This is a genomic window from Xanthomonas hawaiiensis, from assembly GCF_031834635.1.
GTDB classification, from domain to species: domain Bacteria; phylum Pseudomonadota; class Gammaproteobacteria; order Xanthomonadales; family Xanthomonadaceae; genus Xanthomonas_A; species Xanthomonas_A sacchari.
Genome location: NZ_CP115873.1, coordinates 3,736,953 through 3,754,599, shown reverse-complemented (window position 1 = coordinate 3,754,599; position 17,647 = coordinate 3,736,953). Strand labels below are relative to the sequence as shown.

Genomic DNA, 17,647 nt, shown 5'->3' with positions numbered 1-17,647 from the left:
GCGCGTGGGGGCGTTCCAGTGGAGCGTTCCGCACCCGCCGCATCGTCGCGGCGGGCGGGAAATGGCCGGCGCCAGGGCGCCGGCGCGGATCAGCCCTGCAGGCGCTGCAGCACCGCCTGCGTGGCGGCTTCGGTGGAGATGCCCTGGCCGGGCGCGGCGAGATCGGCAGTGAACGCCTGCGCCTCGAGCGCGGCATCCACCGCCTGCTCGATCGCCGCCGCCTCGGCTTCCAGGCCCAGCGAGTGGCGCAGCAGCAGTGCGGCGCTGAGGATGGTCGCGTAGGGGTTGGCGATGCCCTTGCCGGCGATGTCCGGCGCCGACCCGTGGATCGGCTCGTACAGGCCGATGCGGCCATCGCCCAGCGAGGCCGATGGCAGCAGGCCCAGCGAGCCGGCGAGCATCGAGGCTTCGTCGGTGAGGATGTCGCCGAACATGTTCTCGGTGACGATCACGTCGTACTCGCGCGGCTTGGCCAGCAGGTGCATGGCCATCGAATCGACCAGTTGGTGTTCCAGGCGCACGTCCGGGAATTCCTCGCGGCCGATGCGCGCGGCGACGTCGCGCCACAGTCGCGAGGTTTCCAGCACGTTGGCCTTGTCCACCGAGACCACGTGATTGCGGCGCTGCCGGGCCAGGCGGAACGCGCTGCGCAGCACTCGCTCGATCTCCGCGACGGTGTAGCGGCACAGGTCGCTGGCGTCGCTGGCGCTGCGGGTCTTGTCGCCGAAGTAGATGCCGCCGGTCAGTTCGCGCACCACCACGATGTCCACGCCCTGCAGCAGGTGCGGCTTGATCGGCGAGGCGTCCAGTGCCGCCTGGTGCGGCTTGACCGGGCGCAGGTTGGCGAACAGGCCCAGGCCGCGGCGGATCGCCAGCAGGCCCTGTTCGGGGCGCACCTTGGCGTTGGGGTCGGACCACTTCGGTCCGCCGACCGCACCCAGCAGCACCGCATCGGCACCCTGGCAGGCGGTCAGCGTGGCCGCCGGCAGCGGCTCGCCGTGGCGGTCGATGGCGATGCCGCCGATGTCGTGTTCGTGGAACTGGAAGTCGTGGCCGTGGCGCGCGGCGACGGCGCGCAGCACCGCGACCGCGGCGGCGGCGACTTCCGGACCGATGCCGTCGCCGGGCAGGACGACGATGTCAGCGTGCATGGGTGGCCTCGTAGCGTTCGATGTCGGGTTGGCGCAGCAGCAGGTAGCCCATCTCGTCCACGCCTTCGAGCAGGCAGGTCTGCGAGAACGCGTCGAGCGGGAAGGCGTAGACGCGGCCGTCGGGCGTGCGCAGTTCGCGCGCGGCCACGTCCACGGTCAGCGCGTCGTCCGGGCGCTGCATCAGCGTCTGCACGTCGTCCTCGGCCAGCACGATCGGCAGCAGGCCGTTCTTGAGGCTGTTGTTGCGGAAGATGTCGGCGATCTCGCTGCTGACGATGGCGCGCAGGCCCAGGTCGGTCAGCGCCCACGGCGCATGCTCGCGCGAGGAGCCACAGCCGAAGTTGCGCCCGGCCAGCAGGATCTGGCGGCCGGCGTTGTGCGCCTGGTTGAAGGCGAACTCGGGATTCGGCGTGCCGTCGGCCTGCCAGCGCCAGTCGTTGAACGCGTGGCGGCCGAGGCCGGCGCGCTCGGTGGTGGACAGGAACCGCGCCGGGATGATCTGGTCGGTGTCGATGTTGGTCTGGCGCAGCACCACGCTGCGCGAGGTGAGGGTGGCGAAGCCGGCCATCACGGGGTCTCCTGGGAAGCGATGGAGTCGGGGGCGGGCGCCACGGCGTCGGCCGCTGGCGACGGCAGCGCCGCAGGCGGCACGTGCGGCGGCAGCAGCGGCTGGTGGCGATGCGCGAAGGCGCGGGTGGTGGTGGCGACGAAGGTCAGCGTGGCCGCGAACGCGGCGATGTGCGGCGCCATCACGCGACCTCCGCGAACAGCGCGCGCGGATCGCTGACCTTGCCGTTCACCGCCGCCCAGGCCGCGGTCAGCGGCGAGGCCAGCAGGGTGCGCGAGCCCGGGCCCTGGCGGCCCTCGAAATTGCGGTTGCTGGTGCTTACCGCCAGTTGTCCCGGCGCCACCAGGTCGCCGTTCATGGCGATGCACATCGAGCAGCCGGACTCGCGCCATTCCGCGCCGGCCGCGCGCACCACCTCGTGGATGCCCTCGGCCTCGGCCTGGCGCTTGACGATCTCCGAACCCGGCACCACCAGCATGCGCACGTGCGGCGCCACCTTGCGGCCGCGCAGCACCTGCGCCACGGCGCGCATGTCGCTGAGCCGGCCGTTGGTGCAGGACCCGACGAACACCACGTCCACCGGCGTGCCGATCAGCGCGTGCCCGGCTTCCAGGTGCATGTAGTGCAGGCCCTTCTGCGCCGCCGGATCCTGCGCGGCCGGGATCGGCACGTCCACCGCGATCGCGGTGCCGGGGTGGGTGCCCCAGGTCAGGGTCGGGCGGATGTCGCGCGCGTCGATGCGCACCTCGGCGTCGAAGCGCGCGCCGGGATCGCTGCGCAACTGCGACCAGCGCTGCACGGCGGCGTCGAAGTCGGCGCCCTTGGGGCCGCGCGGGGTGTTGGCGACCCAGTCGAAGGTGACCTGGTCCGGCGCGACCATGCCGGCGCGCGCGCCGGCCTCGATCGACATGTTGCACAGGGTCATGCGCTGCTCCATGTCCATCGCCTCGATGGTGGAGCCGCGGTATTCCAGCACGTGGCCGGTGCCGCCGTTGACCCCGATCACGCCGATGATGTGCAGGATCACGTCCTTGGCGCCGACGCCCGGTGCCAGCGGCCCGTCGACGGTGATCGCCATGGTCCTGGCCTTGCGTTGCAGCAGGCATTGCGTGGCCAGCACGTGGCCGACCTCGCTGGTGCCGATGCCGAACGCCAGCGCGCCGAACGCGCCATGCGTGGAGGTGTGGCTGTCGCCGCAGACGATGGTCATGCCGGGCTGGGTGAAGCCCTGCTCCGGCGCGATCACGTGGACGATGCCGCGGTTGTCCGAGCCCATGTCGAACAGTTCGATGCCGTAGTCGGCGCAGTTGCGCGCGAGCATGTCCACCTGCGCCTCGGAGGCCGGGGTGTAGTACGGCAGCTTGCCGTCGGCGCCGCGCGGCAGGGTCGGCGTGGAATGGTCCATCGTCGCCTTGGTGCGGTCGGGCCGGCGCGGCGCCAGGCCGCGCGTCTTGAGCTCGGTGAACGCCTGCGGCGAGGTCACTTCGTGGATCAGGTGCAGATCGATGTACAGCACCGCCGGGGCGGCGGCGCTTTCGGGGACGACGACATGCGCGTCCCACAGCTTGTCGTACAGGGTGCGGGGAGTGGCGGACATTGCGGAACTACCTGGCAGGAAAGCTGGGCGGGGAGGGCGAGCGAAGGCGAGCGTGCACGAGGACGATGACCGCGGCGTGGCCGCTCAGGCCATCGCGTCGGCGGCGGCCGGTGCGGCCTGGCGCTGGCGCAGCACGCGGTTGGCCACGTCCAGCCAGGCTAGCGCGCTGGCCTCGATGATGTCGCGGCTGGTGCCGGTGCCGTCGTACTCGACCTCGCCGTGGCGCACGCTGAGGTTGGCCTCGCCGCGCGCGTCGGCGCCGATGCCGACGCTGTGCACCTGGTAGCTGTCCAGCACCAGCTGCACGCCGGTGGCGGCCGACAGCGCGGCGAACAGCGCATCCACCGGGCCGTCGCCCTCGGCGCGCTCGCTGACCCGCTGGCCGTCCGGATCGGACAGCTCGACCTGCGCGCTGGCGCGCTGGCCGCGGTCGCTGACGGTCATCGACGACAGCCGGTAGCCCTGGCTCTCCGGCGCGTCCTGCATCATCGCCTGCAGGTCGGCGTCGTTGACCACGCGCTGCTGTTCGCACAGCGCCTTGAACGCATCGAAGGCGATGTTCAGTTCGGCCTCGTCCAACACGTAGCCCAGCGCACGCAGGCGCTGCTCGACCGCGGCGCGGCCGCTGTGGCGGCCCAGCACCATCTGCGAGGACTCCCAGCCCACGTCTTCCGGGCGCATGATCTCGTAGGTGCCGCGGTGGCGCAGCATGCCGTGTTGATGGATGCCCGACTCGTGGGCGAAGGCGTTGCCGCCGACGATCGCCTTGTTGCGCTGGACCGGCATGCCGACCAGGCGCTGCAGCAGCTGCGAGGTGGCAACGATGCGCGGCGTATTGATCGCGGTATCCAGCTCGTAGAACGCGTTGCGTACCTTCAGCGCCATCGCGATCTCTTCCAGCGCGCAGTTGCCGGCGCGCTCGCCGATGCCGTTGATGGTGCATTCCACCTGCCGCGCGCCGCCTTCCACCGCGGCCAGCGAGTTGGCCACGGCCAGGCCCAGGTCGTTGTGGCAGTGGGTGCTGAATACCACGCGGTCGGCGCCGGGCACGTTGGCGATGATCCGCGCGAACATGCCGCGGATCTCTTCCGGTGTGGTGAAGCCGACCGTGTCGGGCAGGTTGATGGTGGTGGCGCCGGCGGCGATCGCCACGCTGGCGACCTCGGCCAGGAAATCCTCCTCGGTGCGGGTGGCGTCCTCGGCCGAGAACTCCACGTCGTCCACGTACTGGCGTGCCAGCGCGACATGCTTGCGCACCGACTCCAGGACCTGCTCGCGGGTCATGCGCAGCTTGTGCTCGCGGTGCAGCGGGCTGGTCGACAGGAACACGTGCAGGCGCGGATTGGCCGCCGCTTCCAGCGCCCGCGCCGAGGTCTCGATGTCGGCGGCCAGGCAGCGCGACAGCACGGCCAGGGTCGGCGTGCGCAACTCGCGGCCGATCAGCGCCATCGCCTCGCGGTCGGACTGCGAGCTGGCCGGGAAGCCGGTCTCGATGATGTCCACGCCCAGCTCGGCCAGGGCGCGCGCCATCACCAGCTTCTGCGGCGGGGTCATGCTGCAGCCGGGGGATTGCTCGCCGTCGCGCAGGGTGGTGTCGAAAATGCGGATGCGGGGGGTCTGGGAAGAAACGGAAGTGTTCACCAGATGGGTTCCTCTACGGCGGCGGTGGCTTGCGGATGGGGATTCGGGGACGGAGCGATGCGGGCAGGAGCGGGCGGGGCGGGACGTTGGCTGCGAAGTCGCTCGGCGCTGCGGCGGCGCGGCTTGCGCGGCGGGCGCGGGCGCACCTCCGACAGCAGCGTCGCCAGCACGCCGGCGTCGATGTTGCCACCGGACACCACCGCGCACTTGCGCTTGCCGGCGACCCGGCGCCCGGCCGCCAGGGCCAGCGCGCCGGCGCCCTCGGCGATGACGTGCTCCTCCAGCGCCAGGCGGACCAGCGTTTCGCGCAGTTCCGCCTCGCGCACGATCACCACATCGTCGAGCAGGCTGGCGCACAGCCGGCGGGTGATGAACCCGGGGATTTTAACCTTGACGCCGTCGGCCAGGGTGGGCACCGGATCCACGGCGCGGACGTCGCCGCGGATCGCCCGCGCCATCGAGTCCACGCCTTCGACCTGGGCGCCGACCACGCGTACGCCCTGCGAGCGCAGCGCCAGGGCCACGCCGGAGGCCAGGCCGCCGCCGCCGATCGGCACGATCACCACGTCCGGGGCATGCGCGGCCAGTTCGATGCCGACCGTGCCCTGGCCGGCGATCACGTCGGGGTCGTCGAAGGCGGACAGGAAGCGGTAGCCGTTCTGCTCGGCCAGGTCGCGTGCGAAGGCGAACGCCTCGTCGTAGCTGTTGCCGTGCTGGCGCACGGTGGCGCCCCAGTGGGCGACGCCGGCGATCTTGGTCTGCGGTGCGCCGTGCGGCATCACCGTGATCGCCTGCACGCCCAGGCGGTGTGCGGCCCAGGCCACGCCCTGCGCGTGGTTGCCGGCGGAGGCGCAAATCACCGCGCGCTCGTCGCCGCGTTCCAGCCCGGCCAGCAGCGCGTTGAGCGCGCCGCGCACCTTGTAGGAGCCGGTGCGCTGCAGGTTTTCCAGCTTCAGCCAGACGCCGAAGCGCTCGGCGTAATGCACCGGCGTCGGCGACAGATAACGGCGCAGCCGCGCCTGCGCGGCCAGCACGTCGGCCACGCTGACGGCGACGTGGCCTACATCCGGCTCCTGCGGGGCGGGGCGGCCGGCATCAGACATGGTGGTGCCGGGATTGGGGATTCGGGAGTGGGGATTCGCAGCGGGAATCCTGGGCGCGAGCGCGAAGAAGCGACCTCCGTTGAAGAAGGCGCCTCCGCATGGCTGCGCGACGCTGACGCGGCACGACGGCGACGCGCGCGCCAACGCCAGGATGCGCGCCCAATCCCGAATCCCGAATCCCGAATCCCGGCCCCATCACAACACGCCATCCAGCGCGGTCACGCGCACCGATTCGCAGTCGTAGACCTTCTCCATCTGCAGGCGCAGGGTCTCGCCGGGACGGTTGCCGTCCACCACCAGTTGCAGGTGCCAGCGGCCGGCGTCCTCGGCCACCGGCGCGCCGCTGATCGAGATCGGCGCGAAGCCGCGGCGTTCGGCCATGCCGATCGCGCGCAGCAGCGCGCCGTCGATCGGTTTCAGCACCAGGTCAAGCTGGTAACGCATGTGTCGTCTCCTGGCGCTGGGTCGCGGGATTGCTTTCCAGCATGGTGCTGTTGGCGGTGTTCGGCGGCACCAGCGGCCACACGTTGGCGCGTGCGTCGATGGCCACGTGCAGCAGCCCCGGGCCCGGCTGCGCCAACAGTTCGGCCAGCGCATCGTCGACCTGGCCGCGCGCGGTGATGCGCTTGGCCGGGATGCCGAACACCTGCGCCAGCGCGGCGAAATCCGGGTTGTCGGACAGGTCGATCTCGCTGTAGCGCTCGGCGAAGAACAGTTCCTGCCACTGCCGGACCATGCCCAGCGAACTGTTGTCCAGCAGCACGATCTTCACCGGCAGCTTGCAGCGGGCGATGGTGACCAGCTCCTGCACGTTCATCATGAAACTGCCGTCGCCGCTGACCAGCACCACGGTGCGGTCCGGGCAGGCGAACTGCGCGCCCATCGCCGCCGGCAGGCCGAAGCCCATGGTGCCCAGCGCGCCGCTGGTCAGGTGGTTGCGCGGGTGATTGAAGCGGCAGTGCTGCGCCACCCACATCTGGTGCTGGCCGACGTCGCAGGCGATCACGGTGTCGGCCGGGGCCAGTTCGCTCAGCCGCTTCAGCAGGCCTGGCGCGTAGATGTCCTGCCCGGGTGCGTCGTAGCGTGCGCCGAACTTCTCGCGGTGGGCGACGCAGCGCGCGTGCCAGGGCTCGCAGGTGCTGGTGGCCGCGGCCAGCGCGCGCAGCGATTGCGCCACGTCGCCGGGCACGGCGATATCGGCCTGGCGCAGCTTGGAGATCTCGCAGGCGTCGGCGTCCAGGTGGATGACCCGGGCGAACGGCGCGAACTCGGCCAGCTTGCCGGTGGCGCGGTCGTCGAAGCGCGCGCCGACCACGATCAGCAGGTCCGACTCCTGCACCGCCATGTTGGCGGCGCGGGTGCCGTGCATGCCCAGCATGCCCAGGTAATGCGGGTGCGCGTGCGGCAATGCGCCCAGGCCGCGCAGGGTCAGCACGGTGGGGATGCGCGTGGCCTCGACGAACTGGCGGAACGCCTCCACCGCATCGCCCAGGGCGATGCCGCCGCCGCCGTAGATCACCGGCTTCTCGGCGCCGGCGATCGCCGCCAGCGCCTCGGCCAGCACCGCATCCTGCGGCGCCGGCGGGGTCGGCACCGCCGCCGGCACGTGCGCCGGCAGATGCGCGGCATCGGCCAGCTGCACGTCCTTGGGCAGGTCGATCAGCACCGGCCCCGGCCGCCCCTCGCGGGCGATGCGGAACGCGTCGCGCAGCACCTGCGGCAGGTCGTCCACGTGTCGCACCAGGAAGCTGTGCTTGACGATCGGCAGGGTCAGCCCGAACACGTCCAGTTCCTGGAACGCGTCGGTGCCCAGCAGCGGCGTGGCGACCTGCCCGGTCAGGCAGATCATCGGCACCGAGTCGAGCATCGCATCGGCGATGCCGGTGACCAGGTTGGACGCGCCCGGGCCGGACGTGGCGACGCACACGCCGACCCGTCCGCTGGCGCGGGCGTAGCCGTTGGCGGCCAGCGCCGCGCCCTGTTCGTGGCGAACCAGGATGTGCTTGAGCTGGCTGTCTACCAGCGCGTCGTAGAACGGCATGATGGTGCCGCCCGGATAGCCGAACAGCGTGTCCACGCCTTCGGCTTCCAGGGCCTGCGTCAGCCAGCGCGCGCCGTTGCGGGGCGTGCCGTGAGCGGAGGAGTTCATACGGTGGCGACCTTTCGGTGGAAGCGGGTGGGGGAGCCGCGGGTTACGCAGCCTTGGTGCCGCCGGCGGCCGGCGCGGCAGCGGCGTCGCCGTTGAGCCACACCATCTTGGCGCGCAGCTGCTTGCCGACCGTTTCGATCGGGTGGTCCAGGTCGGCCTGCTTGAACTTCTTGTAGTTCGGCAGGCCAGCGTCGTACTCGGCCACCCAGTTCTTGGTGAAGGTGCCGTTCTGGATGTCGGTCAGCACGTCGCGCATGCGCTCCTTGGTGGCCGCGTCGATCACCCGCGGGCCGCTGACGTAGTCGCCGTACTGCGCGGTCTCGGAGACGAACTCGAGCATGCGGGTGATGCCGCCTTCGTAGAACAGGTCGACGATCAGCTTCAGTTCGTGCAGCACTTCGTAGTAGGCGATTTCCGGCTGGTAGCCGGCTTCCACCAGCACTTCGAAGCCGGCCTGCACCAGCGACGAGGCGCCGCCGCACAGCACCGCCTGCTCGCCGAACAGATCGGTCTCGGTCTCTTCCTTGAAGGTGGTCTTGATCAGGTTGGCGCGCGCGCCGCCCAGGCCGGCGGCGTACTCCAGCGCGAACTGCTCGGCCTTGCCGCTCTTGTCCTGGTACACCGCCCAGATGCACGGCACGCCGCGGCCGATCTCGTACTCGCGGCGCACCAGCGCGCCCGGGCCCTTCGGCGCGACCAGCACCACGTCCAGGTCGGCGCGCGGCTTGATCATGTCGAAGTGCACGTTCAGGCCATGCGCGAACAGCAGGCAGGCGCCCTGCTTCATGTTCGGCGCCAGCACCTCCTCGTACAGCTTCTTCTGCACCATGTCCGGGGTCAGCACCGCGACCAGGTCGGCGTCCTTGACCGCCTCGGCGGGGCTCTTCACCACGAAGCCGTCGGCCTGCGCCTTGGCTTCGGTCGGGCCGCCGGCACGCAGGCCGATGGTGACGTCGAAGCCGGACTCGCGCAGGTTCAGCGCGTGCGCGCGGCCCTGGCTGCCGTAACCGACGATGGCGATCTTGGTGGTGGGCTGGGCGGAACTGGTCATGGGGCGGATGTCCTTGAACGGTGTTGGAGTGGAGGGTTTTGCATTTGCGGTCACTGAAACGAAAAACCCCGCGCCGTTGCCGGTGCGGGGTCTGATCGAATCCTGGCTGCTTGTCGCTTACACGCCGGTTCGTCCCGCACTTGTGGGCGAGGTAATAAGCACGAGTACGAGGAGCGACGCGGCAGCGTCCGCGCGCAGCGCGGCGGGCTGGTAGGTCGACTTCGGGCGGGTGTGGCGCTGCAACATGCAGCGAGATAAACATGGGCTTTGCGCGACTGTCAACTGTGTCGCGGGCCTGTCTGCGCGAATGTGCCGAAAGCCGCGCCAGCACTGCATGGTTACGCATGAAACGGAGGCGGCGCAGGCGACGAATCTGGCCAATTGCGCGGAAATCCGGCGATCGCCAAAGGCGCGATGTGCACGCGTGCGCGGCGGCACCCGCCGCACTCGGGTACGGTGGGCGTCCCTGTTCCCGGAGAGCCGCGCATGTCCGTATCGCTTCCTTCCCTGGCGCGCCTGGCGCTGGCCTTGGCGCTGGCGACGTCGCTGCCGGCGCAGGCCGCCGACCGCATCACCGGCCAGCCGTTCGCCACCCGCTCGGAAGTGATCGCCCCGCATGCCATGGCTGCGACCTCGCAGCCGCTGGCCACGCAGATCGCGTTGCAGACCATGCACGACGGCGGCTCGGCGGTGGACGCGGCGATCGCGGCCAACGCCGCGCTGGGGCTGATGGAGCCGACCGGCAACGGCGTCGGCGGCGACCTGTTCGCCATCGTCTGGGATCCGAAGACGCAGAAGCTGTACGGCTACAACGGCTCCGGCCGCTCGCCCAAGGCACTGACCCTGGCCGAGTTCCAGCGCCGCGGGCTGAAGGAGATCCCGGCCACCGGCCCGCTGCCGGTGTCGGTGCCCGGCGCGGTCGACGGCTGGTTCGCGCTGCACGAGCGCTTCGGGCGCAGGACCATGGCGCAGAACCTGGCGCCGGCGATCCGCTACGCCCGCGACGGGCATCCGGTGGCCGAGACCATCGCCTACTACTGGAACCTTTCGGTACCGCGGCTGTCGCAATACCCCGGCTTCAAGGAGCAGTTCACCATCGACGGCCACGCCCCGCGCAAAGGCGAACTGTGGAAGAACCCGAACCTGGCCAACACCCTGCAGCAGATCGCCGACGGCGGCCGCGACGCGTTCTACAAGGGGCCGATCGCGCGCACCATCGATGCCTACTTCAAGGCCAACGGCGGCTTCCTGCGCTACGAGGATCTGGCCAGCCACCACGGCGAATGGGTCGAGCCGGTCTCCACCAACTACCGCGGCTACGACGTGTGGGAACTGCCGCCCAACAGTCAGGGCATCGCCGCGCTGCAGATGCTCAACATCCTGGAGGGCTACGACTTCTCCAGGATTCCGTTCGGCTCGGCCGAGCACGTGCACCTGTTCACCGAGGCCAAGAAGCTGGCCTTCGCCGACCGCGCGCGCTTCTATGCCGACCCGGCGTTCCAGCCGGCGCCGCTGGCGCGGCTGATCTCCAAGGACTACGCCGCACAGCGGCGCGCGCTGATCTCGATGGACAAGGCGCTGAAGGAAGTGCAGCCGGGCACGCCGAAACAGCTGGAGGAGGGCGACACCATCTACCTGACCGTGGCCGATGCCGACGGCATGATGGTGTCGCTGATCCAGTCCAACTACCGCGGCATGGGCAGCGGCATGGCGCCGCCGGGGCTGGGCTTCATCCTGCAGGACCGCGGCGAGATGTTCGTGCTGCAGAAGGACCATCCCAACGGCTACGCGCCGGGCAAGCGGCCGTTCCAGACCATCATTCCCGCGTTCGTGACCAAGGACGGCAAGCCGTGGCTGAGCTTGGGAGTGATGGGCGGGGCGATGCAGCCGCAGGGTCATGTGCAGATCCTGATGAACCTGATCGATTTCCACATGAACCTGCAGGAGGCCGGCGACGCGCCGCGGATCCAGCACGACGGTTCCACCGAGCCGACCGGGCAGGCCACGGCGATGCGCGACGGCGGCGAGCTGAACCTGGAAACCGGCTTTTCCTACGAGACGATCCGCGCGCTGATGCGCAAGGGCCACCGGGTGATCTTCGCCGACGGCCCGTATGGCGGCTATCAGGCGATCGCGCGCGACCCGGACAGCGGCGTGTACTACGGCGCCTCGGAGAGCCGCAAGGACGGACAGGCCGCCGGTTACTGAGCCGGCCTGACGCGTGGCAGCCGCCGCGCCGCGTCGTTCACGGACGCGGCGGTTCGGCGCCCGTGCCGTCTCGCCCCTGCTGCGCCGCCTGTTCGCGTGCGATCCAGGCCTCGATCATGTGCCGAGCGCGTTGCGCCTGGCGGTGTTGGCGGTTGGACTCGGCATCGAGCACGCGGTACAGCGACACGATCACCAGCACCATCAGCAGCGCGAACGGCAGCGCGGCGATGGTGATCACGCCCTGCAGCGCCTCCAGGCCGCCGGCCAGCAACAGCACCGCCGCGATCAGCGCCACCGCCACGCCCCACACCACCTTGCGCGCCAGCGGCGGGTCGCCGGCCTCGTCGGTGGACATGCTGGCCAGCACCAGGACCGCCGAATCGGCGGAGCTGACGAAGAAGATCATCAGCAGCAACAACGCCACGCTCGACAGCAGCAGCGATTCCGGCAGGCTGTCGAACAGCGTGAACAGCACCGTCTCGTAGCCGTTGTGCAGCGCCTGCAGCATGTCGACGTGGCCGAACAGCTGCGACCACAGCGCGGTGCCGCCGAACACCGAGAACCACAGGAAACCGAGCAGGGTCGGCGCCAGCACCACGCCGACGACGAATTCGCGCACGCTGCGGCCGCGCGACACGCGGGCGATGAACGCGCCGACGAACGGTGCCCAGGCGATCCACCAGGCCCAATAGAAGATGGTCCATTCGGCGACCCAGCGGTCGCCGGAGAACGGCGACATGCGCAGGCTCATCGTCACCAGTTGATTGAGGTAGGCGCCCAACGTGGTGGTGAAGGTGTCGAAGATGAAGCCGGTGGGGCCGATCACCAGCACCGCCAGCAGCAACAGCGCGGCCAGCGCCAGGTTGATGTTGGACAGCCACTTGATGCCGCGTTCCACGCCGGTGCTGGTGGACAGCATGTACAGCACGAAGGCCACGCCGATCACCGCCATCTGCAGCGGCAAGCCCGCGTGCACGCCGAACACGCGTTGCACGCCGGCGGCGATCTGGATGGTGCCGAAGCCCAGCGTGGTCGCCACGCCGACCGCGGTGGCGACCACCGCGGCGATGTTCACGCTCTGCCCGATCCAGCCGCGATGATGGCGGCCGATGACCGGCTGCAGGATGTCGCTGATCAGCCCGCGGCCGTTGCGGTTGTACTGGAACCAGGCCATCGCCAGCCCGATCAGCGCATACACCGCCCAGGGATGCAGTCCCCAGTGGAAGAAGGCGTAGCGCATCGACGCGCGTGCCGCCTGCATGCTCTCCGGCGCCAGTCCTTCCGGTGGCTTGAGGAAATGCGAGATCGGCTCGGCCGCGCCCCAGAACACCAGGCCGATGCCCATGCCGGCGGCGAACAACATCGACAGCCAACTCCCGCGCGAGAACTCCGGCTCGGCGTCTTCGCCGCCGATGCGCAGGTTGCCGAAGCGGCCGAACGCCAGGTACAGCAGGAAGCTCAGGGTCAGGAACACGATCAGCAGGTACAGCCAGCCGGCACTGCGGATCACGTCCGCCAGCGCCGTCTGCACCACGCCATTGAAGGGGCCGGGGGCAATGCCCGCGATCAGGACCAGCAGCGCCACCAAGGCGATGGAAATGCGGAACACCATGGTGGCGTGTCTCCAGTCGTGGAACGGATGAGCGGCACTGCCAGCGATCAGGCGCACCTACGGCAAACGGGAGGAGGGACGACGCAGCGGGGCTGCTCCGGCGTCGCGTCGCGCCCATGGCCTGTGGCCTGCCGCATCGCGGTGCCGGTGCACCGCGAGGTCGCGCCACATCGAGCGCGTGGCGCCCAATCCAGGAGCTCGGGCGTTGCGACGGCCCGCATCTTCGCGAAGACCGCGTCATGGCCGTGTCGTCGGCGGGTCTGCGGACGCGCGTCCCTTGCATGATGGTGATCCCGGTTGCGGTGTGCGCCGCTGCGAGGGCGGGGCGGGAGCCGATACCATGGCCTCAGCACCGAGGGAGACGCCGATGGCCTTGTTCTCACGCAGTCCCGATGCCGACGCCGCGCCGGTCGCCGGTTTGCCGGATGCCCCGATCGCGCTGTTGCGGCTGGAGTCCGACGGGCGCGTGAGCGCCGCCAACCGGGCCGCCCTGGACCTGCTGGGCGTCCCGGCCGAAACCCTGCTCGGCGCCGCCAGCGAGGCGGTCTGGGGCTTGCCGCTGGCCGCCCTGGTCGACAGCGAAGGCAGTTGGCAGGCGCCGGGGGGCGATCCCGCGCGCCGCGTGCGCTACCAGCGCGACCGCGATCGTGGCGGCCAGGGCTGGCTGCTGTCGCTGCCGCATCCGGAAACCGCGGCCCTGTTGCGCGACGTCGCGCTGCTCGGCGAGGGCCAGCCGCAGGGGGCGACCAGCCCGGCACTGCAGGCGCTGGCGCAGCGGATCCAGGAGGGGGCGGCGGCGCAGGCGCTGCTGGATCGGGTCGGCGAGCGGCTGACCGGCTGCGATCTGGATCTGGGGCTGCAGACGCCGCTGTCGGCGCAGGAGGCCGAGGCGATGCCGGGGCGGCGTCTGTCGGCCGGCTTCGGCAACCTGGCCGAGGCGATCCGCCAGGCGGTGGCGTTGTCGCTGCAGATCGCCGCCGACGTGCCGCACGTGGTCGCCGAGAACGACGAACTGGCGCGGCAGTCCCAGACCCAATTGGATGCGCTGCAGACCGTGCTGGGCACCACCCGGCAGCTGCTGCAGAGCCTGCAGGAGATGGACCGTGACCTGCGTGCGGTGATCGCGGTGGCGGCCAGCGCCGACGACAGCGCCCGCCAGGGCGTGGAGGCGGCGCATCGCCTCGGCCAGTCGATGCAGGAGTTGGCGCGGCGTTCGGCGCGCGCCAACCAGGTCATCGAGGTGATCGATGCGGTCGCGTTCCAGACCAATATCCTTTCGATCAACGCCAGCATCGAAGCGGTGCATGCCGGCCCGGCCGGGCGCGGGTTCGCGGTGGTCGCCACCGAGATCCGGCAACTGGCCGACCGCGCCGCCACCGCGGCGCGCGACGTGCGCAGCATCATCGGCGAGACCGGTGCGGCGTTGCAGGACAGCGCGGCCTCGGCGCAGCGCACCGAGCAGGTGCTGGGCGGCATCGGCGAACTGCTCGGCCGCGCCAGTACGGCGATGGAGGCGGTGGCCGGCCGCATCGCCACGCAAAGCGGGGAGATCGGCGGCATCGGCCGCGCGGTGGAGCACGTGGTCGGGCTCAGTCGCAGCAATCTGCAGCACGCCGCGCAGGTGCTCCAGCGCAGCGCCGACCTGGCCGCCGGCAGCGAGACACTGCACGACTGCGTGAACCTGTTCCGGCTGCCCGCCGATCCGATGCGGCAGCCACGGCATGCGCGCGTGCGCGATCTGGCCCAGGCGGCCGCGGTCAGTGTCGGCCTGGCCTTGGAGGCGGCACTGGCGCGCGGGCGGATCGGCGAGGACGCGCTGTTCTCCACCGAATACGTGCCGATCCCCGGCATCGACCCGCCCAAGTACCGCACCGCGTTCGATGCGTTGTGCGACGAACTGCTGCCGCCGCTGCAGGAGCCGTTGCTGGCCGCGCATCCATGGATCGTGTTCGCGATCTGCGCGAACGTCGATGGTTATGTGCCGACCCACAATCTGCGCTTCAGCCAGCCGCTCAGCGGCGACCGCGCGCGCGATCTGGTCGGCAACCGCACCAAGCGCATCTTCGCCGACCGGGTCGGCCGCAATGTCGGCCGCCACACCGCGCCCTATCTGCTGCAGGTGTACCGACGCGATACCGGGCAGATCCTGTTCGACCTGTCGGTACCGGTGCATGTGCGCGGGCGCCACTGGGGCGGCCTGCGCGTGGCCTACATGCTGGAATGAGCCATCGCCCGCGCGCCGGCAAAAAAATGCCGCCGACAGTGCCGGCGGCGATGGAGAGAGAGCGTGGATTCTTGTCCGTCCAGCCTAGGCCGGCCGCGTGGTCGCGGTTTGTCGCCGGCGGCAATCTGTGTCGCGGCGCTGGCACATGGGCGCGGCGGCTGTGCAGGCGTTCAGCCCGCGCCGTTGGCGGCCAGCGGCGGAAACGGGTCTAATAGCCGCAGAAGCGGGGGTACCGCGGCGCAGGCCGCGGTTGAGACAGTCCCTTCGAACCTGATCCGGCTGATACCGGCGTAGGGAAGCTTCGCAAGTCCGCTGCCGGCGCGTGCGCGTCCGTGGCGGACCCGCGCCGCCGCTTCGTCCGAGATGCGAGTCCGCTCGCACCCGTCCCGCGTTTCCCCGCGGGTCACCCAACCAGGACGAATGCCGATGAACGCCGTACCCAACCCGCTGCAGCAGCAGACCGACACCTTGTCCGCGGCGGTGACCCGCCCGATCCCCGGTTCGCGCAAGATCTTCGTGCAGGGCTCGCGTGCCGACCTGCAGGTGCCGATGCGCGAAATCGCGCTGACCCGCACGCCCACCGTGTTCGGCGGCGAAGAGAACGCCCCGATCACCGTCTACGACACGTCCGGGCCCTACACCGACCCGCAGGCGCGGATCGATCTCGGCGCCGGCCTGGCGCCGCTGCGCGCCGCCTGGATCGCCGAGCGCGGCGACAGCGTGGCGCTGGCCGGGCTCAGTTCGCAGTTCGGTCGCGCGCGCGAGGACGATGCGCGCCTGCAGGCGGTGCGCTTCCCCGCACGGCGCTTGCCGCGGCGCGCCCGCGATGGCGCCAACGTCACCCAGATGCATTACGCGCGGCGCGGCATCGTCACCCCGGAAATGGAATTCGTGGCGATCCGCGAGAACCAGCGCCTGCAGGACCTGCACGATGCGCAACTGCGTGTGCAGCATCCCGGCGAGGCGTTCGGCGCCGCCATCCCGCAGCAGATCACGCCCGAATTCGTGCGCGAGGAGATCGCCCGCGGCCGTGCCATCCTGCCGTGCAACATCAACCATCCGGAAAGCGAGCCGATGATCATCGGCCGCAACTTCCTGACCAAGATCAACGCCAACATCGGCAACAGCGCGGTCAGTTCCGGCATCGCCGAGGAAGTGGAGAAACTGGTGTGGGCGATCCGCTGGGGTGGGGACACGGTGATGGACCTGTCCACCGGCAAGCACATCCACGAGACCCGCGAATGGATCGTGCGCAATTCGCCGGTGCCGATCGGCACCGTGCCGATCTACCAGGCGCTGGAGAAGGTGGACGGCCGCGCCGAAGAGCTGACCTGGGAGATCTTCCGCGACACCCTGATCGAGCAGGCCGAACAGGGCGTGGACTACTTCACCATCCATGCCGGCGTGCTGCTGCGCTACGTGCCGCTGACCGCAAAACGCGTCACCGGCATCGTCTCGCGCGGCGGCTCGATCCTGGCCAAGTGGTGCCTGGCGCATCATCGCGAGAACTTCCTCTACACCCACTTCGAAGAGATCTGCGAGATCATGAAGGCCTACGACGTGGCCTTCTCGCTGGGCGACGGGCTGCGCCCGGGCTGCATAGCCGACGCCAACGACGCCGCCCAGTTCGGCGAACTGGAGACGTTGGGCGAGTTGACCAAGGTCGCCTGGAAGCACGACGTGCAGACCATGATCGAAGGCCCCGGCCACGTGCCGATGCAGTTGATCAAGCAGAACATGGACAAGCAGCTGCGCGAGTGTGGCGAGGCGCCGTTCTACACGCTCGGGCCACTGACCACCGACATCGCCCCGGGCTACGACCACATCACCTCGGCGATCGGCGCGGCGATGATCGGCTGGTTCGGCACCGCGATGCTGTGCTACGTCACGCCGAAGGAGCATCTGGGCCTGCCCAACCGCGCCGACGTGCGCGACGGCATCATGGCCTACAGGATCGCCGCGCATGCCGCGGACCTGGCCAAGGGCCATCCCGGCGCGCAGGTGCGCGACAACGCCCTGTCCAAGGCGCGCTTCGAGTTCCGCTGGGACGACCAGTTCCATCTCGGCCTGGATCCGGAGAAGGCGCGCGAGTTCCACGACGAGACCTTGCCCAAGGACGCGCACAAGCTGGCGCACTTCTGTTCGATGTGCGGGCCGCATTTCTGTTCGATGAAGATCACCCAGGACGTGCGCGACTACGCCGCCGAACACGGGGTCGACGCGGAGACCGCGCTGCAGGCCGGCATGGCGGAAAAATCGGCGCAGTTCCTGGCGGCCGGCGCGCAGGTGTACCGCGCCGAGTGACCTGTCGCGGTCGGCACGTGTCCGCACGCGCCGGTCCAA

The 17,647-nt window shown here is 70.3% G+C and carries 13 protein-coding genes and 1 riboswitch; of the genes, 3 read left to right on the top strand and 10 right to left on the bottom strand.

The annotated features are described in order from the left end of the window. Nucleotides 1–89: 89 nt before the first annotated feature. The 9 genes from leuB to ilvC form a co-directional block, all read right to left on the bottom strand. Nucleotides 90–1,151 (bottom strand): 3-isopropylmalate dehydrogenase, encoded by a 1,062-nt coding sequence (leuB, locus tag PG878_RS16005; protein ID WP_209030849.1) that lies wholly within the window; start codon nucleotides 1,149–1,151, stop codon nucleotides 90–92. Beyond that, the gene (gene leuD / locus PG878_RS16000; protein ID WP_148828555.1) at nucleotides 1,141–1,719 is read right to left on the bottom strand and encodes a 3-isopropylmalate dehydratase small subunit; all 579 of its coding nucleotides are present in this window, start codon (nucleotides 1,717–1,719) and stop codon (nucleotides 1,141–1,143) included. The genes leuB and leuD overlap by 11 nt, the downstream gene beginning before the upstream one ends. Beyond that, a complete protein-coding gene (locus PG878_RS15995) occupies nucleotides 1,719–1,901 on the bottom strand; it encodes a hypothetical protein (protein ID WP_209030850.1) in 183 nt (60 codons plus the stop codon). The genes leuD and PG878_RS15995 overlap by 1 nt, the downstream gene beginning before the upstream one ends. Beyond that, nucleotides 1,901–3,316 (bottom strand): 3-isopropylmalate dehydratase large subunit, encoded by a 1,416-nt coding sequence (gene leuC / locus PG878_RS15990; protein WP_209030851.1) that lies wholly within the window; start codon nucleotides 3,314–3,316, stop codon nucleotides 1,901–1,903. Before leuC ends, PG878_RS15995 begins: the two co-directional genes overlap by 1 nt. Before the next feature lie 84 nt (nucleotides 3,317–3,400). Beyond that, the gene (locus tag PG878_RS15985) at nucleotides 3,401–4,957 is read right to left on the bottom strand and encodes a 2-isopropylmalate synthase (RefSeq protein WP_010344477.1); all 1,557 of its coding nucleotides are present in this window, start codon (nucleotides 4,955–4,957) and stop codon (nucleotides 3,401–3,403) included. Further along, complete coding sequence (locus PG878_RS15980; RefSeq protein WP_209030852.1) at nucleotides 4,954–6,060, bottom strand: threonine dehydratase; 1,107 nt, start codon at nucleotides 6,058–6,060, stop codon at nucleotides 4,954–4,956. The genes PG878_RS15985 and PG878_RS15980 overlap by 4 nt, the downstream gene beginning before the upstream one ends. A gap of 195 nt (nucleotides 6,061–6,255) precedes the next feature. Further along, on the bottom strand, nucleotides 6,256–6,504 hold the full coding sequence (locus PG878_RS15975) for an ACT domain-containing protein (protein ID WP_209030853.1): 249 nt from the start codon (nucleotides 6,502–6,504) through the stop codon (nucleotides 6,256–6,258). Next, nucleotides 6,488–8,209 carry an acetolactate synthase 2 catalytic subunit gene (gene ilvG, locus PG878_RS15970; RefSeq protein WP_209030855.1) on the bottom strand — a complete coding sequence of 574 codons (1,722 nt, stop codon included), beginning with the start codon at nucleotides 8,207–8,209 and terminating at the stop codon, nucleotides 6,488–6,490. The genes PG878_RS15975 and ilvG overlap by 17 nt, the downstream gene beginning before the upstream one ends. Nucleotides 8,210–8,252: 43 nt before the next feature. Further along, nucleotides 8,253–9,260, bottom strand: coding sequence for a ketol-acid reductoisomerase (gene ilvC, locus PG878_RS15965; protein WP_010343386.1), 1,008 nt, complete (start codon nucleotides 9,258–9,260; stop codon nucleotides 8,253–8,255). A gap of 486 nt (nucleotides 9,261–9,746) precedes the next feature. Here ilvC and ggt point away from each other — a divergent pair, with 486 nt between their 5' ends. Beyond that, nucleotides 9,747–11,468, top strand: a complete 1,722-nt coding sequence (gene ggt, locus PG878_RS15960; RefSeq protein ID WP_244672572.1) for a gamma-glutamyltransferase — start codon at nucleotides 9,747–9,749, stop codon at nucleotides 11,466–11,468. A 37-nt stretch (nucleotides 11,469–11,505) separates the two neighbouring features. On the opposite strand, the gene PG878_RS15955 is transcribed toward ggt, so the two are convergent. Next, a complete protein-coding gene (locus PG878_RS15955) occupies nucleotides 11,506–13,080 on the bottom strand; it encodes a BCCT family transporter (protein ID WP_209031078.1) in 1,575 nt (524 codons plus the stop codon). Between the two features lie 367 nt (nucleotides 13,081–13,447). On the opposite strand from PG878_RS15955, the gene PG878_RS15950 reads away from it, so the two are divergent. Both PG878_RS15950 and thiC read left to right on the top strand, forming a co-directional pair. Next, complete coding sequence (locus PG878_RS15950) at nucleotides 13,448–15,304, top strand: methyl-accepting chemotaxis protein (RefSeq protein ID WP_209030857.1); 1,857 nt, start codon at nucleotides 13,448–13,450, stop codon at nucleotides 15,302–15,304. Nucleotides 15,305–15,519: 215 nt separating this feature from the next. After that, nucleotides 15,520–15,619, top strand: a riboswitch (TPP riboswitch). A gap of 111 nt (nucleotides 15,620–15,730) precedes the next feature. Beyond that, a complete protein-coding gene (gene thiC, locus PG878_RS15945) occupies nucleotides 15,731–17,608 on the top strand; it encodes a phosphomethylpyrimidine synthase ThiC (RefSeq protein WP_209030858.1) in 1,878 nt (625 codons plus the stop codon). The last annotated feature ends 39 nt before the right edge of the window (nucleotides 17,609–17,647 follow it).